This window comes from Pseudarthrobacter sp. lyk4-40-TYG-27 (assembly GCF_030209295.1).
Lineage (GTDB): Bacteria > Actinomycetota > Actinomycetes > Actinomycetales > Micrococcaceae > Arthrobacter.
Genome location: NZ_JARVSH010000003.1, coordinates 109,653 through 130,775, shown reverse-complemented (window position 1 = coordinate 130,775; position 21,123 = coordinate 109,653). Strand labels below are relative to the sequence as shown.

The 21,123-nt window shown below is 67.2% G+C and carries 19 protein-coding genes; 14 read left to right on the top strand and 5 right to left on the bottom strand.

The window, feature by feature from the left end; genetic code table 11:
* Window positions 1–27 precede the first annotated feature (27 nt).
* The 5 genes from QRM96_RS05050 to QRM96_RS05030 all read left to right on the top strand — a co-directional run bounded on the left by QRM96_RS05050 (window position 28) and on the right by QRM96_RS05030 (window position 4,466).
* Complete coding sequence (locus QRM96_RS05050) at window positions 28–852, top strand: sugar phosphate isomerase/epimerase family protein (protein WP_285318674.1); 825 nt, start codon at window positions 28–30, stop codon at window positions 850–852.
* Between the two features lie 27 nt (window positions 853–879).
* Window positions 880–1,653, top strand: coding sequence for an SDR family NAD(P)-dependent oxidoreductase (locus QRM96_RS05045; protein ID WP_133831270.1), 774 nt, complete (start codon window positions 880–882; stop codon window positions 1,651–1,653).
* Window positions 1,654–1,687: 34 nt separating this feature from the next.
* On the top strand, window positions 1,688–3,457 hold the full coding sequence (locus QRM96_RS05040) for a dihydroxyacetone kinase family protein (RefSeq protein WP_285318672.1): 1,770 nt from the start codon (window positions 1,688–1,690) through the stop codon (window positions 3,455–3,457).
* Window positions 3,454–3,945: an RpiB/LacA/LacB family sugar-phosphate isomerase gene (locus tag QRM96_RS05035; RefSeq protein WP_285318670.1), complete on the top strand. Its 492-nt coding sequence runs from the start codon at window positions 3,454–3,456 to the stop codon at window positions 3,943–3,945. The genes QRM96_RS05040 and QRM96_RS05035 overlap by 4 nt, the downstream gene beginning before the upstream one ends.
* Window positions 3,946–4,025: 80 nt before the next feature.
* Complete coding sequence (locus QRM96_RS05030) at window positions 4,026–4,466, top strand: SRPBCC family protein (RefSeq protein WP_285318668.1); 441 nt, start codon at window positions 4,026–4,028, stop codon at window positions 4,464–4,466.
* Here the strand turns inward: QRM96_RS05030 and QRM96_RS05025 are convergent.
* Together QRM96_RS05025 and QRM96_RS05020 are read right to left on the bottom strand one after the other, a co-directional pair.
* Entirely contained in the window at window positions 4,444–5,991 is a 1,548-nt protein-coding gene (locus QRM96_RS05025) for a carboxylesterase/lipase family protein (protein ID WP_285318666.1), read from the bottom strand. The two genes, QRM96_RS05030 and QRM96_RS05025, sit on opposite strands and share 23 nt — an antisense overlap.
* A gap of 51 nt (window positions 5,992–6,042) precedes the next feature.
* Window positions 6,043–6,339 (bottom strand): hypothetical protein, encoded by a 297-nt coding sequence (locus QRM96_RS05020; RefSeq protein WP_018763239.1) that lies wholly within the window; start codon window positions 6,337–6,339, stop codon window positions 6,043–6,045.
* 104 nt (window positions 6,340–6,443) lie between these two features.
* Here QRM96_RS05020 and QRM96_RS05015 point away from each other — a divergent pair, with 104 nt between their 5' ends.
* The 3 genes from QRM96_RS05015 (at window position 6,444) to QRM96_RS05005 (ending at window position 8,015) form a co-directional block, all read left to right on the top strand.
* The gene (locus tag QRM96_RS05015) at window positions 6,444–7,166 is read left to right on the top strand and encodes an AAA family ATPase (RefSeq protein WP_109044013.1); all 723 of its coding nucleotides are present in this window, start codon (window positions 6,444–6,446) and stop codon (window positions 7,164–7,166) included.
* Between the two features lie 92 nt (window positions 7,167–7,258).
* Window positions 7,259–7,543 (top strand): metallothionein, encoded by a 285-nt coding sequence (locus QRM96_RS05010; RefSeq protein WP_502934876.1) that lies wholly within the window; start codon window positions 7,259–7,261, stop codon window positions 7,541–7,543.
* 34 nt (window positions 7,544–7,577) lie between these two features.
* Window positions 7,578–8,015: a universal stress protein gene (locus QRM96_RS05005; RefSeq protein WP_285318663.1), complete on the top strand. Its 438-nt coding sequence runs from the start codon at window positions 7,578–7,580 to the stop codon at window positions 8,013–8,015.
* Here the strand turns inward: QRM96_RS05005 and QRM96_RS05000 are convergent.
* Both QRM96_RS05000 and QRM96_RS04995 read right to left on the bottom strand, forming a co-directional pair.
* A complete protein-coding gene (locus tag QRM96_RS05000) occupies window positions 7,990–8,898 on the bottom strand; it encodes a methyltransferase family protein (RefSeq protein ID WP_285318662.1) in 909 nt (302 codons plus the stop codon). The two genes, QRM96_RS05005 and QRM96_RS05000, sit on opposite strands and share 26 nt — an antisense overlap.
* 167 nt (window positions 8,899–9,065) lie before the next feature.
* Window positions 9,066–10,325 carry a glycoside hydrolase family 1 protein gene (locus QRM96_RS04995; RefSeq protein WP_285318660.1) on the bottom strand — a complete coding sequence of 420 codons (1,260 nt, stop codon included), beginning with the start codon at window positions 10,323–10,325 and terminating at the stop codon, window positions 9,066–9,068.
* A 218-nt stretch (window positions 10,326–10,543) separates the two neighbouring features.
* Here QRM96_RS04995 and QRM96_RS04990 point away from each other — a divergent pair, with 218 nt between their 5' ends.
* From QRM96_RS04990 to QRM96_RS04965, 6 genes are all read left to right on the top strand, one after another.
* Window positions 10,544–12,100 (top strand): ABC transporter substrate-binding protein, encoded by a 1,557-nt coding sequence (locus tag QRM96_RS04990; protein WP_285318659.1) that lies wholly within the window; start codon window positions 10,544–10,546, stop codon window positions 12,098–12,100.
* 65 nt (window positions 12,101–12,165) lie between these two features.
* Window positions 12,166–13,119 (top strand): ABC transporter permease, encoded by a 954-nt coding sequence (locus QRM96_RS04985; RefSeq protein WP_350224059.1) that lies wholly within the window; start codon window positions 12,166–12,168, stop codon window positions 13,117–13,119.
* Window positions 13,116–15,221, top strand: coding sequence for a dipeptide/oligopeptide/nickel ABC transporter permease/ATP-binding protein (locus QRM96_RS04980; RefSeq protein ID WP_285318656.1), 2,106 nt, complete (start codon window positions 13,116–13,118; stop codon window positions 15,219–15,221). The genes QRM96_RS04985 and QRM96_RS04980 overlap by 4 nt, the downstream gene beginning before the upstream one ends.
* Window positions 15,218–16,225: an oligopeptide/dipeptide ABC transporter ATP-binding protein gene (locus QRM96_RS04975; RefSeq protein ID WP_285318654.1), complete on the top strand. Its 1,008-nt coding sequence runs from the start codon at window positions 15,218–15,220 to the stop codon at window positions 16,223–16,225. The genes QRM96_RS04980 and QRM96_RS04975 overlap by 4 nt, the downstream gene beginning before the upstream one ends.
* Before the next feature lie 38 nt (window positions 16,226–16,263).
* Window positions 16,264–18,555: a family 78 glycoside hydrolase catalytic domain gene (locus QRM96_RS04970; RefSeq protein WP_285318653.1), complete on the top strand. Its 2,292-nt coding sequence runs from the start codon at window positions 16,264–16,266 to the stop codon at window positions 18,553–18,555.
* A gap of 170 nt (window positions 18,556–18,725) precedes the next feature.
* The gene (locus QRM96_RS04965; RefSeq protein WP_285318652.1) at window positions 18,726–19,190 is read left to right on the top strand and encodes a DUF8821 family protein; all 465 of its coding nucleotides are present in this window, start codon (window positions 18,726–18,728) and stop codon (window positions 19,188–19,190) included.
* A gap of 450 nt (window positions 19,191–19,640) precedes the next feature.
* On the opposite strand, the gene QRM96_RS04960 is transcribed toward QRM96_RS04965, so the two are convergent.
* Window positions 19,641–20,804 (bottom strand): GDSL-type esterase/lipase family protein, encoded by a 1,164-nt coding sequence (locus tag QRM96_RS04960; RefSeq protein WP_285318650.1) that lies wholly within the window; start codon window positions 20,802–20,804, stop codon window positions 19,641–19,643.
* Window positions 20,805–21,123 lie beyond the last annotated feature (319 nt).

Below are 21,123 nucleotides of genomic sequence, written 5' to 3'. Positions count from 1 at the left end.
CGCTCGGCACGATTCAAAGGATCAATGATGTTCCATTCCAGACTTGGGTGCTCATCCATCAGCTTCCGGCACCAGGACCTGGGCACTGCCCTGGGCACCATGAAGGGTCTGGGATTCGAAGAGATCGATCTGGGCGCCCTGCCCGGGGTCTGCGACCACGTCCCCTACGAACTTGACGAGGCCGCCGTGGCGGCGGTGTCGCAGGAAGTCATCGCTTCCGGTCTGCGGGTCCGCTCAGTGAACGGCGACATAGGGGACTTGAACGCAGTCCTCGACTCCAATGGACAGGACGCCAGGCGGCGCCACCTGGACGCCCTGCTCACCCTCACTGCCAACATCGGGGCCAACGCCCTGGTGCTGCCCTGCGGCGCCCTCGATCACAACCCGGTCCGGAGCGTCGAGGAAGACCTGGACCTCATTGCCGGGCAGCTCGCGGCTGCGGCCCGGCGCGCTGCAGGGTTCGGCGTCGAACTCTGGACCGAGTCCCTGCACTTCCTGCGGTTCTGCTGGAACCTGGAACGTGCGGGACTGCTGGCCGAACGGCTGGCCGGATCCGGCGTCGGAATCGTCATGGACTTCAGTCATGTCACCGCCGCCGGCGAGGACATCCAGGACTATCTGGACGTTCATGCGGGACGCATCAGCCACGTCCACCTGCGCGACGCCGTGCCCGGGAACATCAACCTCAGCATCGGCAACGGTAACGCCGACTTCGCCGGGGGCCTGAAGCGTCTCGCGGCCGACGGCTACGCCGGCCACTTCTCGCTCGAACTGGAAACCCGGGACGTCACCCATGACGAACGCCCGGCCGCCGCCGCCAAGGCTGCAAGCTTCATCACCGACCTCATCTGACCTGCACACACCCCAAGGAGCACCACCATGACCGCCATCCAGCGCACCGCCGTCCTCACCGGAGCAACTTCGGACCGGGGCATCGGCATCACCAGCGCCCGCCGTTACGCCCGTGAGGGCTGGGGCATCGCCATCCTGGACCTCGACGGCGAGAAGTCCGCCAAGGTCGCAGCCGAAATCGGCAACGAATTCAATGTCCCCGCGTTCGGCCACGAGATCGACGTCGCCAACGAAGCCTCCGTCACCGCCGCCCAGGCCGCCGTCGCCGCCGAAGTGGCAGCCGGCAACCTCCCGCCCGTCGGCGCCCTGGCCAACATCGCCGGCATCACCTCCCCGGTGCCATTCCTGGAAACCACCCTCGAGCTGTGGCACAAGGTCATGGACGTCAACGCCACCGGCACCTACCTGGTGACCAAGGCCTTCCTGCCCGCCATGATCGACAACGGCTGGGGCCGGATCGTCAACATGTCCTCCGTCTCCGCCCAGCGCGGCGGCGGCGTCTTCGGCAAGGTTCCCTACTCCGCTGCCAAGGCCGCCATCCTGGGCTTCACCAAGGCCCTGGCCCGTGAACTCGGCACCACCGGCGTCACCGTCAATGCCATCACCCCGGGTGCGGTGGACACCAACATCCGCGTGGGCAGCACCGAGGAACAGGAAGCAGCCATCAACGCCGGCATCCCGCTGGGCCGCAACGCCACCACCGAAGAAGTGGCCTCCGTGATCACCTTCCTGTCCTCCGAGGACTCCGCCTACCTCACCGGCACCACCATCGACATCAATGGCGGCAGCCACATCCACTAGCAGCCGGCCCCTCGCCAGCCAGAAAGCTCCCTCCATGACCAAGATCTTCAACGACCCTTCCGACTTCGCCGAGGAAGCCCTCGCCGGGTTCTGCGACGTCCACGCGGACCTGGTCCGGCAGGTTCCCGGCGGTGCCGTCCGCCGCTTCCGGCCGGCACAGCCCAAGGTGGCAGTCCTGGCCGGCGGCGGCTCGGGCCACTACCCGGCCTTCGCAGGGCTGATCGGTGCCGGCTTCGCCGATGGCGCGGTGGTGGGCAACATCTTCACCTCGCCGTCGGCGCAGCAGGCCTACTCGGTGGCCAAGGCCGCCGAGTCCGGTGCCGGCGTCGTCTTCACCTACGGCAACTACGCCGGCGACGTGATGAACTTCGGCATGGCCAGCGAGCGCCTTGCCGCCGAGGGCATCGCGGTGGAGAACGTCCTGGTCACTGACGATATCGCCAGCGCCCCGCCGTCGGAATCAGCGAAACGCCGCGGCATCGCCGGTGACTTCACGGTGTTCAAGGTCATGGGCGCCGCCGCCGAGAACGGCGCGGACCTGGCCGAGGTGGTCCGCCTGGGCCGCAAGGCCAACGACCTGACGCGGACCATCGGCAGCGCGTTTGCCGGCTGCACCTTCCCGGGCGCCGAATCGCCCCTGTTCACCCTGCCCGAAGGGCAGATGGGCCTGGGCCTGGGCATCCACGGCGAACCCGGCCTGCACGACACCGACCTGCCTTCGGCCAAGGACCTTGGCCACGAACTGGTGGCCCGGGTGCTCGCTGAAACGCCACCGCACGCCGGCAAGCGCATCGCCGTCATCCTCAACGGGCTCGGCTCCACCAAGCATGAGGAGCTCTTCGTCCTCTGGGGGACCGTGGCGCCACTGCTGCGTGCCGCCGGCTACACGCTGGTGATGCCCGAGGTGGGCGAGTTGGTGACCAGCCTGGACATGGCCGGCGTCTCGCTCACCATCACCTGGCTTGATGAGGAACTTGAGCCGCTGTGGGTTGCCCCTGCGGAGACGCCTGCCTACCGCCGCGGCAACGCTGCCCTGGAGGCCGGGGCCCGGGGCGTCGAGGAAACGGCCGACGGCGGCGCGGCCGCTGCGGCGTTCGTCGCCACGGACGCCTCCCGCGAGTACGCCGCCGCCTGCGTAGCGGCCATTGATGCCGCCCGTTCGTCCCTGCACGACGCCGAAGAGCGGCTGGGCCGCATGGATGCGATTGCCGGCGACGGCGACCACGGCCGGGGCATGGTCCGCGGCGTCGACGCGGCCGCCGCAGCCGCCTCCGCCGCCCTGGGCCACGGCGCCGGTGCCGGTGATGTGCTGGCTGCCGCCGGGGACGCCTGGGCGGACAAGGCAGGGGGCACCTCCGGCGTCCTGTGGGGAGCGGCGCTGCGTGCATTTGGCGAGACGCTGGGCAACTCCTCGGCCCCTGAACCGCGCGCGCTGGCAGCAGCCGTGACCGCATTCGCTGACCGGATCATCCAGTTGGGCAAGGCCGAAACAGGCGACAAGACCATGGTGGATGCCCTGCTGCCCTTCGCCTCCGCCTTTAGCCGCGCAGTGGCCGAGGGCGTGGAAACGGGCCGTGCATGGCAGGAAGCCGCGCAGGAATCCGCTGCTGCGGCGGAAGGCACCGCGGACCTCCTTCCCCTTAAGGGCCGGGCCCGGCCCCTTGCGGAAAAGAGCCTGGGCACGGCGGATCCCGGCGCCACATCGCTGGCCATGGTCTTCGCCGTCATGGGGCCGCACTTCACCGGCGCCGCCGGGTCCGAAGGCAGCACCGCCACCGTTGCGGCGGCGGCCGCTGAGTCATGACAACGGAAGGGCACACCATGGGGCTGCGGCTCATTGTCGGCGCGGATGAAGCGGGCGTGGACTACAAGGACAAGGTCCTCGCGGACCTGCGGAACGATCCGCGCGTCAGCGAGGTCATCGACATCGGCGTCAACCGGAGCGACGCGCCGGATGACTTCGCCAAGCCCTACCCGTACGTGGGCATTGCCGCCGGCGAGATTATCCGGGACGGCGCCGCTGACCGGGCCATCCTGTTCTGCGGTACCGGAATCGGCGTCGCCATCGCCGCCAACAAAGTCGAAGGCATCCGCGCCACCGCCGCCCACGACTCTTTCTCCGTGGAACGCTCCATCCTGTCCAACGACTGCCAGGTCCTCACCATGGGCCAGCGGGTGGTGGGCATCGAACTCGCCCGCCGCCTCGCCAGGGAATGGATCGGCTACACGTTCGACCCGGCGTCGGCCTCGGCGGGCAAAGTGAAGGTGCTCACCGACTTCGAGTCCTGCTGACAGGCGCTGCCTAGGAGCTGGGCGGGGCCACGGCGCAGAATGGCCGCCGCTCCCCGCCCTGGTCCTCCTACACTGGGGTGATGATCACAGTCACCGGAAGTGTGGAAACCAACCTGTCCGCGGAGAAGGCCTTTGCCTTCCTGAGCGAGTTCGAGAACACCAGCAAATGGGACCCCAACACCCCTGTCATGGACAAGATCACGCCGGGGCCGGTGGCCGTGGGGCACAAGTACCACGCCGAATCCGAGTTTCGCGGCAAACGCCAGGCCCTGACCTACGAGGTCATCGAGCTCTCGGACAACCACATCAAGCTCCGGGGCGAGAACAAGACCGTCACCTCGTACGACTCCATCGACGTCCGGCCCAGCGGCACAGGTTCTGTGGTCACGTACACGGCCGAGTTCAGCATCAACGGGCCGGCCAAGATCATCCAGCCGCTGCTGAAACCGGCCTTCAACTCACTGCGGGACCCCGCCTTGAACGGCATCCGGGACACGCTTAACTCGCTGGCAGCGGGCTGACGGCCTCAAAAAACGCCCGGAGCGCACCGCGCGGGTCGGCCTCGAGGCGCGTCTCGTCGTCGAACACCATGGTGCTGCGTCCGTGCCCGTACTCGGGCCACGCCAGCTGGGCCGTGTCCGGTGACCCCGTCCGCGCAAAAGCTGCCCAGGCCCCGCTCATGGCGCCGCTGAGCCGGCGTGGTGCGCTGCCGCGGGTGAGGAAAGCCGCCGCCGGTGCGTCCAGGTGCCGGAAGACGAACGGGATTTCCAGGGCATGGCAGGCCCCGAGCCTGCCGCCCATGGCCGGGCTGCGCCACGTGAACAGGTAGGCGAAGCTTTTCCCGGCGGCGCCCGCCGCGCGCCGTGCCGCCAGGAGCCGGTTGCTGGGCTGCCGGTACAGGGAATCGGCAATGGCGGATTCCAGGAGTTCCTTGCCTGCCGGTTCACGCTGCAGCACCTCCTCCAGCGCGGCCGCGTATCCGCCGGCATGGGCGGCTGGAATCCCGGCCGCGGCAAGGACGGCGGCGGCACGCTCCGGGTATCCGGGGTCGGCCGCCGAGGGCGGGCGCATCTCCACCGCAAACGAGCCCTCGTTGAGGTTGGTTCCGATCAGCAGGCCGACGCCGCTGTTCACCCCGTTCCGGACCGCGTCGAGCGGCGGCGCCGGCAATGACGGCGTCCCCACTGTCGGCTGGAAGGGGAGCGGGACTGCGTAGGACTGCGCGGCGAAACGCTTCTCAAGGCCTTTTTGCGCTGCCAGCAGCTGCTCCGCCGGGAGGGTGAGGAGTTCCGCTGCAGACGAGGGGGCCAGGCCGCACAGGTCAAGGAATGCCGCGCTGATCCGCGCGGACTCCTCCGGTTGGCGGAAGCGCTCGGCCGTTCCGCTTTGCATGATGGCCCGGCGGAACAGCCCTTCCGACGCCGGCATCCCCAGCAGGGTGCCAATCGCCGCGGCTCCTGCCGACTCGCCAAAAATGGTCACGTTCCCCGGGTCGCCGCCGAAGGCGCCAATGTTGCGGCGGACCCAGCGAAGGGCCTCCAGCTGGTCCAGCAATGCAACGTTGGACGAGTCGACGTACCCGTCCCCCAGCAGGTCCGCCAGGTGCAGGAAGCCCAGCGCGCCGAGCCTGTAATTGATGGACACCACCACCGCGCCCGCCGCGGCGGCGAGCCTGGCGCCGTCGTACATGGCATCGCTGTTGGCGCCCAGCAGGTACGCACCGCCGTGGATCCAAACCATCACCGGCCGCGCCTGGCCGCCGGTTTCCGGCACCCAGACGTTCAGGTTCAGGCAGCCGTCTTCGCTCCACCTCCGCGGCACGGCACCTGGAGGTGCCGGGGATTCGGGGTTTTGCGGTGCCGCAGGCCCGGCGGCGGTGCAGTCCAGCACCCCGTCCCACGACTCCAGCGGCACGGGCGGGCGGAAGCGGTTCACGCCCGACGGCGGCCCGGCGTACGGGATGCCAAGGAAGCGGTGGACGGTGGTCCCGTCAGTTCCGAGGGAGGTGCCGCGAAGGGAACCGCCGGGGGTGGAGAGGAGGGTCATGGTTGACAGGTTACGTCGCCGGGGAGGCCCACGGCTTCCCCGGGGGCCTGCCTAGCTTTGCAGGCCTCCCGACGGGGAGTCCTTTCCGGTGTGCACGAGGAGCAGGGCGGAACTGCTCAGTGGTGCCCGGAGCGGCAGCCCCCTGGCAGTGCAGTGCTCATTGACGGCCAACGACAGGGCGTCCCGTTCCTTCGCCGACAGGGTGGCTTCGCCGGCGCAGTACGCTCGGATGAGCTGTTCCGAGGCGTCGCCGCCCAGCCCCACGAACTCAATCCACAGCTGCCAGATATCCAGCCGGTGCTCCTTGATGACGGCCCCCGTCAGGGCTTGCTGGTCCACGGCATCCATTGTCCCGTCCTAGCCTTCGGTCCACCTGTTCCACTGGACTTCGGAGCGGGACCCGGGATGGATGGGTGAAGTGGAGAAGAATCTTTTCCTGTAAGAATGGGCCCATGCCCCTGCGCTCCTACCCGATCCGGCGGCTGGCAGAGGACCCCTCGAACGTCCTTGACCGCGTACGCTGGCCGGCCGTCCTGCCGCCGGTGGCCCAAGTCCTCGATCAGGGGCTCGACTTGGGCCCGGCCACCATCCTGGTGGGTGAGAACGGCTCGGGTAAATCCACGCTGGTGGAAGGCATCGCGCTCGCCTACGGGCTGTCCCCGGAGGGCGGTTCCACGGGCGCCAGGCACACCACCCGGCCTACCGAGTCCGTCCTCGGCGACCATTTGCAGCTGGTCCGGAACCCGGGCGCCACCCGGCGGGGCTACTTTCTCCGGGCCGAGACAATGCACGGGCTGTACACCTACCTGGAAAAGAATCCCAGCACGTTCACGCCGGACATCCCGTTCCATGACATGTCCCATGGCGAGTCCTTCCTGCAGTTGGCAGCCGACCGGTTCCGCGGAGCCGGACTCTGGGTCCTTGACGAACCGGAGTCTGCACTGTCCTTTTCGGGCTGCCTGAGCCTCCTGTCCGTCCTGAAGGAACTGTTGGCCGGCGGCCAGTCCCAGGTGATCATGTCCACCCATTCGCCGCTGCTGGCCGCCTTGCCCGGCGCGACCATCCTGGAAGCGGGGCCTTGGGGTTTGCGGTCCCGGTCCTGGGCGGAGCTGGAGCTCGTGGCGAACTGGCAACGGTTCATGGACTCGCCCGAACGCTACCTCCGCCACCTCTAGCTGCCGGAGGACCTTCGCCCCTAGGCAGGAAAAGGCTCCAAGCGGTCAACTTGATTGTCCGGAACAGGCAGCAATATCAGGAGGCAGGGACCATGGGCGCGTGCGATGTCTGCGGCAGCAGCGAGGGCCGCATGTTTACCGTCAGTATGGGAAACCAGACCGGCACGTTCGACAGCTTTGAGTGTGCAATCCACATGATGGCTCCCGCCTGCGAGCACTGCGGCTGCCGGATCCTGGGCCATCCGGTGGAAAGCGAAGCAGGCATCTACTGCTGCCTCCACTGTGCCAAGGAAGCGGGAAATCCGCACCGGGCCCCCAAAGCCGAGCACTCGACCGTGGCCGTTCCGGCCCAGGGCGCCGCCGCCGGCCAGGGGTGACCCGGCTGGAAGCCTGGAACGGAAAAGGGGAGCCATGGCCGGTAACGGAAAGTACAAGATCGTGGTGGGAACGGACGGATCGGAACAGTCACGGGCCGCCATGGACTGGGCCGTGCAGGAAGCCAGGCTGCGGCACGGTGAGGTGCAGGCCGTAACCGCCTGGAACTTCCCCTACGTCAGTGACGCACTGGGCACCGCCTGGGACTATGAAATCTTCGAGAAGGACGCGCAGGCGATCCTGGAGGCGGAGCTGGAACGCGTCAAGGACCAGGACGTTGCCATCACCGGCCGCGTCGTGGAGGGGAACCCGGCTTCGGCGCTCATCGAGGCGTCCAAAGATGCCAACCTTATAGTGGTGGGCTCCCGCGGCCACGGCGGATTCACCGGCATGATGCTTGGCTCCGTTTCGCACCAGACCATCCACCATTCACACTGCCCGGTGCTGGTTATCCGCGAACCGGCCGTTGATTAGCGGTGCCGGTCCGGCGGCTGCCGGGAAAAGTCGGGATCCAGCACCGGACGGTTTCGCGGTAGCGCTGGAATTCCTGGCCAAAACGCTTCGAGAGGTCTGCTTCTTCCAGTGGCCTGACGGCATAGTTCCACACCAGTGAGCCCAGCACCGCATAGCCAACCACCAGCCACGACTGCAGGATGAGCCCGACGGCGGCCCCCTGCACAATGCCCGCCGCCGCCATCGGATTGCGGATCCAGCGGTACGGCCCGGCAACCACCAGGCGGTTTGCCATCACGGACGGCAACGGTGTCCCGTCCCCGAGGGTGGACATCACGGCGGCAGACCAGATCCCCAAAGCGCTCGCAAGGATGAGGATGGCGACGCCGGCCGGGACGGCAACGGCAGGGATGTCCAGGCCCAACCCCCAGCGCTGCTCGAGAAAGGCCAGGCAGGCCGGTACCAGCCCGAGGAAGAAACCCCAGAACACGACAATCTGTCCGAACGTGGCGGCAACATGGACTCTTGCCTTGGTGCGTTTCGGGGCCGGACGGAACGCAAACGGGCCCCGGACAATCCACGCCGTGGGGATGCGGCCTAACAGCACCAGGCACAGTCCGGCAACCGACCCCGCAGTGGCGGCGCCCATGGCCAGCACACCGGGGCCCGCCTGGGTGCTCACCGTGGCATAGACGGCCAGGGCGACGGCAACAACGGTGGTCCACGCGGTGCCGGCAAACGCTGCGGACCGCACTCCGCAGGCTGCGGCCGCAGAGGCAAGGACAAACAGCGGAACGTCGAATACGGCAACAAGGACCGGGTCCAGGCCTCCCAGCGTTGCCCGGCGCACCGCCGGGTCCAGGAATACCGCAATCCACCACAAACACCCGGCGACAGCTTGCACGGCAAAGTACGCCCTGCCCCACTGGCCTGGCTGCGGCACAGATCCCCCGAATCCATTCTCGCCGCGACAGTCTGCGGCATGTCCCAGCCTAGCGAATGCGCCGCCGGTTCCGGCGGAACAGAAATGGTCCGGGCTTCCCGTGGAAACCCGAACCATTGCCCTTGATGCTAGGCGGGCTGCGGTGCCCCGGCCCGGGCGTGCTCCCTGGCCAGGTTCCCCAACCAGCGTGCGCTCTCCTTGGGGGTCCGTTCCTGGGTGGAGCGGTCGACGGCGATCAGGCCGAACTTGGGCACGTAGCCAAAGATCCATTCGAAGTTGTCGAACGCGGTCCAGGCGATGTACCCGCGGACATCGATGCCGTCCGCGAGGCAGGAAGCTACGCCGTCGACGGCCGTCCGCAGGTACGCTACCCGCTGCGTGTCATCCTCGGTGGCCAGGCCGTTCTCGGTGACAATCACCGGGATGCCGGCGATCCTGTGGGCCTCGCGGATGGTGGCCTCCAGCGCCTGGGGATAGATTTCCTCGCCCATCTGGTTGGTGGCCACACCCTCCGGCGCCGGGGCATGGCCGTCCGGGCCGTACACGGTGCGGCCGTAGGTTTGGATGCCCACGAAGTCGTCGCCGCGGGAGGCTTCGAGGAAGCGTTCGTTGACGTCGCGGCGTACCTGGTCTGCAATCCCTTCGCCACCGGGCAGCGCCTGGATATCGGAGTTTGCGAGGGTCCACCCCACCTGGAGGTCCGGGCGGCGGGCCTTGATGGCCTTGGTGGCGGCCCGGTGCGCGGCCACCTTGACCTGGAACCCCGCCTCGGTGGAGCAGAACTGGAACGGCGCGAGGGTGGCTGCCTCCACGCCCAGGCGCTCGGCGGCGGCGGCCCAGATGGGCACCATGCCGCGGTTCTCCGGGGCTTCCCCGCCGATGCCGAATGACTCCAGCAGCCAAGGGAGGTTGGGCTCGTTCAGGGTGCAGGCGACGCCGATCAGGTCACCCAGGTGGGCCATGACCCGGTCGCAATAGCGGGCAAAGAGTTCGGGCGTCCGGCTGCCCTCCCAACCGCCGATCCGAAGGAGCCACAGCGGTGACGTGAAGTGGTGGAACGTGACCACCGTGGTGAGTCCATGGTCGTGGCAGGCTTCCAGCACCCGCTTGTAGTGGTCCAGCGCAGCCACCGAAAACTGGCCTTCCTCCGGCTCGATCCGGGCCCATTCCACGGAGAAACGGTAGCTGGTAAAACCGAGGCCGGCGATCAGTGCGATGTCCTCGGCGTAACGGTGGTAATGGTCCACGGCATCCCCGGACGGCTCCGCGAAAATCGTTTCGGGAAGGTGCTCCAGGAACCAAGTATCGCTGTTGACGTTGTTGCCTTCCACCTGGTGGCCGGCGGTGGCCACGCCCCAAAGGAAGTCGCGGGGGAACGGGTTGGTCATGGGGTTCCTTTCGTGATGGACGCGTGCAGGCGTCCGAGGCTTCGCTGCCTTCCATCCATCCTTCCGCCCGGCGTGACCGCCGCCACAATACTTTTTCAATCAATGACATTGTCATGTTTGGCGCCTGCGGCCACGGCTGATTCTTGAAGGGAGCCGGCGAGCAGCCAGCCCCCACAACCGTTCCTCCGTCATCACATCAGAATGCAAAGGCGCACTACATGAAACTTCCGAACTCCACCGCCCGTGCGAGCTCCGCCGTTCTGGCCGGTGCCCTGCTGATGGGTTCCCTGGCCGCCTGCGGCGGCGGGTCCAGCCAAGCCGCCGCAAAGGCTGATACCAGCAGCCTCACCCTGGCCATCGACAGCGACTCAGCCTCCTTCGGTTTCGACCCGCTGCGCGTCTCCGCAGCCCAGCGCCAGTTCTTCGAAGGCCTCTACGACAGCCTGATGACCCTTCAGCCGGACGGTTCCGCAGGTCCGGGCCTCGCCAAGGACTTCAGCTACAACGCGGACAACACCGTCCTGACGCTGAACCTCAAGGACGACGTCACGTTCACCGACGGCTCCAAACTGGATGCCGCCCTGGTCAAGGCCAACCTGGACCGCCGGTCCGATCCCGCACTGAGCGCCTACTCCGCCGTCGCCAAGGGCGGCGCCCAGGAAATCACCTCCGTGGACGTGGTCAGCCCCACCCAGGTGGCCCTGACCTTCGCCAAGCCGCAGCCCGGATTCGAGAAGAACCTGGCCTCCACCACCGGCATGATCGTGGGCAAGAACGGTGTCGCCGACACCTCCAGCCTCGCGGCGACCCCTGACGGTTCCGGCCCGTACACCCTTGACCCCTCCACCGTGAAGGGCAACAAGTACGTCCTGGTGAAGAACGACAAAAGCGCTGACGCTTCCAAGTACGCCTACAAGAAGGTGGTCTTCAGTGTTGTCCAGGACCCGCAGGCCCGCGCCAACGCCCTGGTCTCCGGCCAGGCCGACGTGGCCATGCTGACCTCGAACACCGTTGACTTCGCGAAGTCCAAGGGCATTGGCGTTTCGCAGATCGGCGGCACCGTCAACACCATGATCTCCTTCGACAAGATCGGCAAGACCGCCCCGGCGTTCGCCCAGGAGAAGGTCCGCCAGGCCATCCAGTACGCCATCAACCGCCAGGCCCTGGTGGACGCCTTGCACAAGGGCGACATCCCCGCCTGGAACGCCCTCCCCAAGGATTCGGCCGGCTTCACCAAGGACCTCGAAACCAAGTTCGCGTACAACCCGGACAAGGCCAAGAGCCTGCTGGCCGAGGCTGGCTACCCCAACGGCTTCGAGTTCACCATCATCGCCAGCGCACAAACCCAGACGGACCTGCAGGCAGTCCAGAAGGACCTCGCCGCCGTCGGCATCACCATGAACGTGAAGATGGCAGCCTCCACCGACGAAGCCTTCGCCGCCGTCGCCACCACGCCCCTGGGCTACGCTCCCTTGAACTGGGACAACCCCGTCGGCGTGATGTACGGCGCCGTCCTCAACGGATTCACCAACGTCCAAAAGGCCACCGATGACCAGCTCAGCGCCGCCACCGGCGAGTTGGCTGCAGCGAAGGACGACGCCGCCGTGAAGGCCGCCGCCACGAAGCTGAACACCCGGTTGGTGGAATCCGGTTGGATGATCCCGCTGTACGAGGCCCTGACCAACCAGGGCTACAACACCAAGAAGGTGGCGCAGGTGAAGTTCGCCGGCACCAACGCCTACCCGCTCCTCTCGTCCTACACGCCGGCCAGCTGATACCCGCACCGTCCCGGGCGGCCCTTGTCCACCAAGGCCAGGGCCGCCCGGGGAGGGCCTGACCGATGGAGGTCACCATGGCACTATTCATTACCAAGCGCCTGCTGATGGCGCTTGCCACCGTGCTGGTGGTTGCGGTACTGGCATTCCTGCTGGTGCACGCAATGCCGGGCAGCCCCGGGGCCGTGTCCCTCGGCGCAGGCGCCTCCCAGCAGGCGATCGACGAGGTCAACCAGCGGATGGGCTGGAACGATCCGCTGCCGGCGCAGTTCTTCACCTGGCTCGGTTCCGCCGTCCAGGGCGACCTGGGCGTCTCGCTCATCGACGGCCGCTCGGTCAGCGCCGACCTCGCCAGCCGGCTGCCCGTCACCGCGTCGCTGGCTGCCGGCGCCACCGTCCTCAGCGCGGTCCTTGGCATCGGCCTGGGCGTCACCGCAGCCGTCCGCGGCGGCGTCGTGGACCGGATCATCGGTGGAGTGGCAGGCATGGCCGTTGCCCTGCCCGCCTTCTGGATCGGCATCATCTTCGTCTACCTGCTGGCCGTCCAGTCCTCCGTCTTCCCGGCGACCGGTTATGTCCCCTTTGACGCCTCCCCACAGGACTGGGCCCTGTCCTTGGCGTTGCCCGTGATCACCCTGGCGGTGGGCGGAGGGGCATTCATCGCCCGGCAGACCCGTGCCTCCATGCTCGAGGCCCTCCAGCAGGAACACATCCGCACGCTGCGTGCCACGGCCACACCCACCTGGAAAATCCTCTACGTCCATGCCCTGCGCTACGCCAGCCTCCCGATTGTGGCCGGCATCGCCCTGCAGTTCATCCAGCTGTTCGGCGGTTCGGTCATCGCGGAGCAACTGTTCGCCATGCCCGGCCTGGGCCAGGCCGTCCAGAACTCCGTCAGCACCCACGACGCCCCGTCCGTGCAGGGCGTGGTGGTGATCGCCACCGTGGTGGTGGTCGCCGTGAACCTGGTGCTCGAACTCGCCACCAAGTTCCTCGACCCGAAGTTGCGTGCCTCATGATTCCCAACGTTGCCCCCGCGCCCGCAGACCAAGCACAGCCGACGACGGCCGCGGACCTTCGCAACACACGTCGCCACGGCGCGCCGAAGAAGTTCACCGGCAGCAAGCTGTTCGGCTCACCCGGGAGCATCGCAGGGGTGGCCTGGCTGGCCGTCCTCGTGGCCGCCTCCCTGACTGCCCCGCTGTGGCTGCCGTTCAAGACCGAGGACCAGGACTTCACCGCCGTCCTCTCCGGCCCAACCGCCGCGCACTGGCTTGGCACGGATGAACTGGGCCGTGACCTCCTGAGCCGGATCTTCGCCTCCGCCGCCGGCACCCTCGGGACGTCAATAATCACGGTGATAGTCGCCGTCGGACTCGGAACGCTTCTTGCGATGCTGGCCGCAGCCGCCGGCGAGCGCGTGGAGAACGCGGTCAGCCGCGTCACCGAGATCATGATGTCGCTGCCCGGCACCGTGATCATCCTGGCCGTGATCGGTGCCGTGGGAACCAATATTCCGATGATCATGGGAATCCTGGGCGTCCTGATCTCGGCCGGCATCTACCGGGTGATGCTCGGGCAGGCCAAATCCCTTCAGTCGCAGCTGTACGTGGACGCCGCCAAAGTGGACGGTGTCAGCACCGCCGGTATCAGCCTGCGCCATGTGCTGCCCGGCCTGACCAACACCATCGTCGTCCAGGCCGCGCTGATCTTCGCCGTCGGCATGCTGATCCAGGCAGGCCTGGCGTTCATCGGATTCGGGCCGCCCATCCCGCAGCCCAGCTGGGGCGGAATGATTCAAGGCGCCTCCCAGCACGTCTATGACGCACCCTGGATGATGGTGCCCACCGGGCACGTACTTGCCCTGACCGTCCTGTCGGCCAACGCAATCGGCAACGCCCTCGGCAAGGCGCCCAACGCCACCGCTTCACATCTGCCTTCCGCCGCCGCCCGGCGCCAGCGCGCCAAGGCAGTCGCCACCATCGCTTCAGCAGCCCCCGCTCCCGTCACGCAGGATGGCGTGGCGAAGGGGACGCTCAGCGTCCGCAACCTCTCCGTCGGCGTCGACAGTACCGTTGCGGGCAGCGGCGTCCCCCTGGTCACCGATGTCTCCTTCGACGTCGAACAAGGCACGGTCCTGGGGCTGGTGGGGGAGTCCGGCTGCGGCAAGACGATGACCGCGCTGTCCCTCCTGGGGCTGCTGCCGTCCGGGGTCTCCGTCACAGGCGGCCACATCCTCTGGAACGGCAGGAACCTTGCCGCCACCACCGACAAAGCCATGGAAACCGTCCGCGGCCGGGACATCGCCCTGATCAGCCAGGAACCCATGCGCGCCCTGGATCCCATGTTCACGGTGGGCTACCAGCTCACCGCCACCATCCGGCGGCTCCGCGGCATGGGCAAGGCGGAGGCCCGGGAGGAAGCCCGGAACCTTCTGGAGAAGGTGGGGATCGTGGACGCTGCACGCATCCTGAAGACCTATCCGCACCAGATCAGCGGCGGCATGGCCCAGCGCGTGGCCATCGCCCTGGCGCTCGCCGGGCAGCCGAAACTGCTGGTGGCTGACGAACCGACCACCGCCCTGGACGTCACGGTGCAGGCCGAAATCCTGTCCCTGCTGCGCTCCCTGGTGACGGACACCGGCATGTCCGTGGTGATGGTGACGCACGACCTCGGCGTGGTGGCGGACATCTGTGACCAGGTTGCCGTCATGTACGCCGGCCAGGTGGTGGAGAACGGCAGGACGGACAGCATCCTGGACAATCCCCGGCACCCCTACACCCTGGCGCTCCTGGCCGCAGACCCGCACGCCAACCACGCAGACGATATGCCGGAACGCCTCGCCACGATTCAAGGTCAGGTCCCCCAGCCCAAGGACTGGCCCACCGGGTGCCGGTTCGCCGCCCGCTGCCAGTTCGCCGGGTCCGCCTGCCTGGAACCCGTGCCGCTGCTGCCCTCCGGGGCCGGCGAAGGGCTGGTGCGGTGCGTCAAGGCGGACCAGCTCGCCGTCGAGGGCATGGACTGGCTGGCCACGGACGTACCCGCAGCCCGCGCCCTGGAGATCACCCCCACACAGAACCCGCGCAGTTTGCAGACCATCGTCGAAAAGGACCTGGCATGAGCACCGCAGTCACCGAACGCCGCGATTCCACGCCGCCTTCCGCCGCAACTCCCATGCTGGAGGTCAAGGACCTGGTGGTCCGCTACGGCCGGGGCCGGAAGGCAGCCGCGGCCCCCGCCGCCGTCGACCATGTCAGCTTCAGCATCGCCCCCGGCGAGACCGTGGGACTGGTGGGGGAGTCCGGATCCGGAAAGTCCACCATCGGCAAGGCAATCCTGGGCCTGCAAAAGGTCTCTGGTGGCACCATCACCTATCAGGGCAAGGACATCACCTCCGCCGGCGCCGCGGAGCGCCGGGCTCTGGGCGGGGAACTGCGTGCCGTCTTCCAGGACCCCAACTCATCGCTGAACCCGCGGAACACCATCGGCACGTCCCTGGCCGAACCGCTGCGCCTGCGAGGGGTTTCAGCGGCAGAGGCACGCGCCAAGGCCGGGGACATGCTGGAACGCGTGGGCCTGCCGCGGGACGCCGTGGACCGGTACCCCAGCCAGTTCTCCGGCGGCCAGCGCCAGCGCATTTCCGTGGCGCGTGCCCTGATCTGCGATCCCCAGCTGGTGGTCTGCGACGAAGCCGTCAGCGCCTTGGACCTTTCCACCCAGGCGCAGGTGCTCAACCTGCTGGCCGACCTCCGCGACGAGCGGGGCCTGAGCTACCTGTTCATCGCCCACGACATCGCCGTGGTGCAATTCCTGGCCCAGCGCGTGGTGGTGCTGTACCGCGGGCAGGTCATGGAAAGCGGACCTGCCGCGGCCGTTACTGAAAACCCGAGGCACCCCTTCACCCAGGCGCTCGTGGCCGCCTCCCCGGTGCCGCGTCCGGCGGAGCAGGCGGCGCGCCGAGAGGCCCGCGAATCACTGGGCGTCCGCACCGGGGCGGCTGCGGTGCCCGCACCCGGCGGCTGCCCCTTCCGGCTCCGCTGCCCCCTGGCCACCGACCTGTGCGCCGCCGAGCGGCCGGCGCTGCGACGGGTGGGGACGGCCGACGTCGCCTGCCATTACGCCTGAACCCCCTTGCCTCAACTTCAGAACGGATCCCTCCTTCCATGACTTCCACTCCCTGGCTCGCCGCCATGATTTCGCCCGAGCAGGACTTCGACGGCGCCCCGCTGCTCCGCAAGGAATTTACGCTTGAGGAGGGCCACGGCGGCGTGGTGAGGGCGACGCTGCGGGCCACTGCCTTCGGCGTCTATGAGGCGTTCATCAACGGCTCACCGGTGGCGGACGACGTCCTGAGCCCGGGCTGGAGCTCCTACGAGTGGCGGCTCCGCTACCGCAGCTATGACGTCACGTCCCTGGTGGCCCCCACCAGCGTGCTGGGGGTGGAACTGGGCAACGGCTGGTACCGCGGCCGGCTGGCCTGGCACGGCATGTCCAACCTCTACGGCAGTGAGCTGGGGTTCTTCGGGCAGCTGGACATCGAGTTCGAGGACGGCCACGTCCAGTCGATCGCGTCGGACACCACCTGGCAGGCAGGCCCCTCCGCCACCACCTTCAACGACCTCTACGACGGGCAGACCATCGACGCCCGCCTTTATCAGAAGGGCTGGGCGGAGCCCGGCTATGTGCCCGGCGCTGACTGGACGGGCGTGCGTGAACTGGCGTTCGACGGCGGCCGGCTCGCTGAGCCGGTGGGCCCGCCGGTGGTGCGCGCCGGCGTCGTCCGTCCCGTGGAAATCCTCACCTCACCCGGCGGCCGGACACTGGTGGACTTCGGCCAGAACCTGGTGGGCTGGCTCCGGTTCACCGTTCGGGGCGAGGCCGGGCAGGCCATCACCGTCCGGCATGCCGAGGTGCTGGAAAACGGCGAACTCGGTGTCCGGCCCCTGCGGTCCGCGAAGGCCACGGACACGTTCATCCTCTCCGGCGGGGAAGACGTCTTTGAACCCACCAAGACCTTCCACGGCTTCCGCTACGCCGAAATCGCCGGCTGGCCGGGAACGCTGACCGCGGATGACGTCGAGGCCGTGGTGGTCCACTCCGACCTTGAGCGCACCGGCACCTTCGAATGCTCCAACGAGCTCGTCAACCAGCTGCACCGCAACATCGTCTGGGGCCTCCGCGGGAACTTCCTGGACCTGCCCACCGACTGCCCGCAGCGCGATGAGCGTCTCGGCTGGACCGGCGACATCGCGGTCTTCGCCCCCACCGCCGCCTACCTGTACGACGTCAAGGGCTTCCTGCAGGACTGGCTGCTGGACCTCGCCGCCGAGCAAAAAGCGGCAAACGGCCTGGTACCCATCACCGTGCCCGATGCCCTGAAGTACTGCCCGCAACCGCCGGAATTCCCGGCCCCGGAATCCTCGGCGCTCTGGAGCGAAGCCTCCGTGTGGGTGCCGTGGGCACTCTGGGAGGCCTACGGGGACATCAGCGTGCTGCGGAACCAGTACGAGTCAATGGCCTCGCACACCCGCCGCGTGGAGGGGCTGCTCTCGCCCACCGGCCTGTGGGACTCCGGCTTCCAGTTCGGCGACTGGCTGGACCCGGACGCCGCGCCGGACCAGCCATGGGCGGCCAAGGCGGACACCGGCGTGGTGGCCACCGCCTGCATGTACCGCACCGCGCGCCTCACAGCGCAGGCTGCCGGGCTGCTGGGAAAGCACGACGACGAAGCGCATTTCGAGGCGCTCGCCGCCCGGGTGCGGACCGCCTTCGCTGAACACTACGTGGCAGCCGGCGGCACCATCCGCAGCGACTGCACCACCGTCTACGCGCTGGCCATCGCCTTCGGCATCCTGCCCACCCCGGAGCTGCGGGAATTCGCCGGGAACCGCCTGGCCGAACTCGTCAGGGCCAACAACTACCGCGTGTCCACCGGGTTCGCCGGCACCCCGTTCATCACCCACGCGCTGACGGACACCGGCCACATGGACGAGGCCTACCGGCTGCTGCTGGAGGAGGGCTGCCCGTCCTGGCTGTACCCGGTGACGATGGGAGCCACCACAGTCTGGGAACGCTGGGATTCCATGCTCCCGGACGGCACCATCAACCCCGGTGAAATGACCAGCTTCAACCACTACGCCCTGGGCGCGGTGGCCGACTGGATGCACAAAGCCATCGGCGGCATCCGGCCGCTGCAACCCGGCTACGCCCGGGTGCTCATCGCACCGCAGCCGGGGGACGGGATCAACTGGGCCAAAACCTCCCTGAAAACCCCGCACGGCGAGGTCCGGGTGGAATGGACGCTCGACGGCGGTGCGTTCCGCCTGGAGGCGGCCGTCCCTGCCGGGGTGGCGGCCGACGTCGTGCTTCCGGACGGTTCCCGGCACGCCATGGAGGGCGGGACGCGTCACTTTGAATGCCCTGTTGCCGTGCGGGAACCGTCGGTGGCCAGCTGACGGGGGCCGCTGGCCGGGCGGAACCTGCCTGAAAGCCGACGAGGAGCCATGGGTACAGCAGGCTCACGGCTGTAAGAATCCACGGAAACGGCGCCTCCGCTGCATCAATATGGTGCAGCGGAGGAGCTGATCTGCAACGATGTGGCAAAAGACCATTCCCAGGAGGACTCATGCCGTACACCGTGGATTTCAAGAACGTGTCCACCGTTGGTTTGGAATCGTCGCCCGTTGCCGACGCGCTGGCCGGGCTGCGGGCCAACGAGGCACGCTACTACAAGAACAAATACGACCACGACTTCACCGTGGTCCCCGCGGACGAGGCGCCGGAAACGGTTGACTATGTCCACAACATCCTCTCCACCGAGCGGAACCTGGTGATCACCTCCAAGCCGCTTGAGGTGTCCTCTTTCGAGGTGGACGGGCTGCGGATGGCGTACGTGTTCTATGAGTCCGGGCTGGCCATCAACGTCATGTACGGCATTGAGGAAGGCGGCAAGCGGGCGGTCGGGTTCAAACTCTCGGACGGCATGGACGTTCCGGAGGAACTGGCGTCCAGCTTCAAGTTCGCCCGCCAGAAGTCCAAGCTTGCGGGCACCATCCGCGGCTCCTACTTCGTCATCAAGGGCGAGTACTGAGCGCTGAAGCGGGGGCATCGCCTGGATCCGCGGGGCCGGTTGGAGCGCCCGGCCCGGATCCCGCCCACGTGCTCTGGTACCGGGGGCCCGGCGGAACGGTTCGTCGAGTCCCTGCCGGTGGGCAACGGACGCGCAGGCGTACCTGCCACTTGCTGCCCTGGAAATAGACGTTGACAAGTCCGCGGCAGCTGTTGACGACGGTTTCGTCCGCTGGCACCAATGAGAACGGGATCTGGCAGGGTGCCGTTCCTGACTTGGCCGCCGGTGACATCCGGCATTGCGCCGGTTCTGAACTGGGGGGATCCCAGCGAAGCCGCCTTCGCGCGGCTTCGCTGGGTGAGTCCCTGTGTCAGCAGGAAGCACACCTGGCGCTGACTACCTGGGTGCATTCCGTGGCTTTGGGTGGACCCGTTATCACGTAGGACGATTACTTGGCCCTCAGGAATGCTCCTACACGGAAAGCCACGGTTCTCGCCGGGCGATCGCCGTGAAGCGTTCGCCCATGAGTTTGTAGCCCGTGTTATCCGGGTGGAGGTCATCGGGCAGGTACTTGGCGTCGTCGGCGCCGAAGAGTTCGAGCCCGTCCAAGAAATAGAGATTCGGATCGCTAACCGACCTCGCCTCGACTATGGAAGCAAGTGTCCGTCGAATTTCCCGGAGTGTCAGCTGGCCATCATTTGGCCGCCGTGGGATGTCGCTTCCACGTGCGGTGGCATTCTCAACCAACGTAGGTCCCGGATTGTCTTCGTGCGCCGGGCAGAAAATGGGTGCGATGACGACGATAGGGGTTTCGGGCTGTCCTTCGCGGATTGTATCGAGGAAACCGTGAACGGCCGGACCGAAAGTGCGCGTCCGAAATGTCGCCCCGTTGACCACATTGATTCCAAGTTTGAGCGTGATCAGTGAAGCCGGCTCATCTCGGATGGACCTGGCAGCGAAGGGGTCCAGCTGCGCGGAACCGCCGAGCCCGAGGTTGAGTAGATCCAGCCCCAACTGGCGTGCTGCTATCACCGGCCAGACACCCAACGGCGTATCTGCCTCCGATGCTTGGCTAATGGAGCTGCCATAGTGGATCCACCGAGGTCCTGTAGGGGCGACGGGCTTCAGTTCAGCATCAGCACGGAGCCGGTGGAGTCGGATGCTGGAGTTGTGGGGCAGCCAGATTTCCACAGTCTGATCAGCGTCGGTCGGCGGCAATTCGAAACGAACACGACTCGGCGAACCGGGGACCGCAACAGGAGGTTGGGTGGGGCGAATCTGCAAGACACTTCCCTCCTCAAAGAAGAGGGTTTCCTCGTGTCCACCTTCGGTCGTGAGACTAACCGCCGCGGGACGGACAGGGAATCCCAGAAACTCAAGTGAGACCCGAGTGAACGTCATATCAAGTTCAACCCATGAGGCTGACGTCGAGAACACCAGCCGCACGCCCGAGCTTTCGGACGAGGCTCTGCCGATCATTAGGTCATCACCGTACTGAGCGCGAGTCCATCCCGGCAGACGGGAGATGCTGATTCCATCAGCTACGACTTCCACGTTTAGGGCGCCTCGGAGTGCACCACAAACAAGAGCGGTGTCTCCGGTGGCAAGATCCAGCTCGGTCAATGATGATGTCAATTTAGTTCCTCAATGTTCCCAGGTTCGCGCCCTCGCGGTTGATCCTTCTAAGGATTGTCCTCCCTGGGTAGCAGAAGAATCGCGATTTTCATTGAGCGAAAGATCAATGTTTGCGGCAGTGGAACACTGAGGCCACGCCGGCGCTCGCCACCGCCGCTGCCAGGACCCTGGAACTCTGCCGCGCCCGTCCACCGGGAGGTTTTCTTGGACGGCCTCAGGATCACCGCAGGCCTGTCCGGCACCGAAGATCTTGGGCTCCGCCGCGGCAGCTTCCAGTAGTGGTCCGCGCCGCCTGCGCCGGCACGCCTTCCAACGAATG

Coding starts and splice junctions, on each gene's coding strand:
- QRM96_RS05050 (WP_285318674.1), top strand. CDS start 28: ATGTTCCATTCCAGACTTGGGTGCTCATCCATCAGCTTCCGGCACCAG.
- QRM96_RS05045 (WP_133831270.1), top strand. CDS start 880: ATGACCGCCATCCAGCGCACCGCCGTCCTCACCGGAGCAACTTCGGAC.
- QRM96_RS05040 (WP_285318672.1), top strand. CDS start 1,688: ATGACCAAGATCTTCAACGACCCTTCCGACTTCGCCGAGGAAGCCCTC.
- QRM96_RS05035 (WP_285318670.1), top strand. CDS start 3,454: ATGACAACGGAAGGGCACACCATGGGGCTGCGGCTCATTGTCGGCGCG.
- QRM96_RS05030 (WP_285318668.1), top strand. CDS start 4,026: ATGATCACAGTCACCGGAAGTGTGGAAACCAACCTGTCCGCGGAGAAG.
- QRM96_RS05025 (WP_285318666.1), bottom strand. CDS start 5,991: ATGACCCTCCTCTCCACCCCCGGCGGTTCCCTTCGCGGCACCTCCCTC.
- QRM96_RS05020 (WP_018763239.1), bottom strand. CDS start 6,339: ATGGATGCCGTGGACCAGCAAGCCCTGACGGGGGCCGTCATCAAGGAG.
- QRM96_RS05015 (WP_109044013.1), top strand. CDS start 6,444: ATGCCCCTGCGCTCCTACCCGATCCGGCGGCTGGCAGAGGACCCCTCG.
- QRM96_RS05010 (WP_502934876.1), top strand. CDS start 7,259: ATGGGCGCGTGCGATGTCTGCGGCAGCAGCGAGGGCCGCATGTTTACC.
- QRM96_RS05005 (WP_285318663.1), top strand. CDS start 7,578: ATGGCCGGTAACGGAAAGTACAAGATCGTGGTGGGAACGGACGGATCG.
- QRM96_RS04995 (WP_285318660.1), bottom strand. CDS start 10,325: ATGACCAACCCGTTCCCCCGCGACTTCCTTTGGGGCGTGGCCACCGCC.
- QRM96_RS04990 (WP_285318659.1), top strand. CDS start 10,544: ATGAAACTTCCGAACTCCACCGCCCGTGCGAGCTCCGCCGTTCTGGCC.
- QRM96_RS04985 (WP_350224059.1), top strand. CDS start 12,166: ATGGAGGTCACCATGGCACTATTCATTACCAAGCGCCTGCTGATGGCG.
- QRM96_RS04980 (WP_285318656.1), top strand. CDS start 13,116: ATGATTCCCAACGTTGCCCCCGCGCCCGCAGACCAAGCACAGCCGACG.
- QRM96_RS04975 (WP_285318654.1), top strand. CDS start 15,218: ATGAGCACCGCAGTCACCGAACGCCGCGATTCCACGCCGCCTTCCGCC.
- QRM96_RS04970 (WP_285318653.1), top strand. CDS start 16,264: ATGACTTCCACTCCCTGGCTCGCCGCCATGATTTCGCCCGAGCAGGAC.
- QRM96_RS04965 (WP_285318652.1), top strand. CDS start 18,726: ATGCCGTACACCGTGGATTTCAAGAACGTGTCCACCGTTGGTTTGGAA.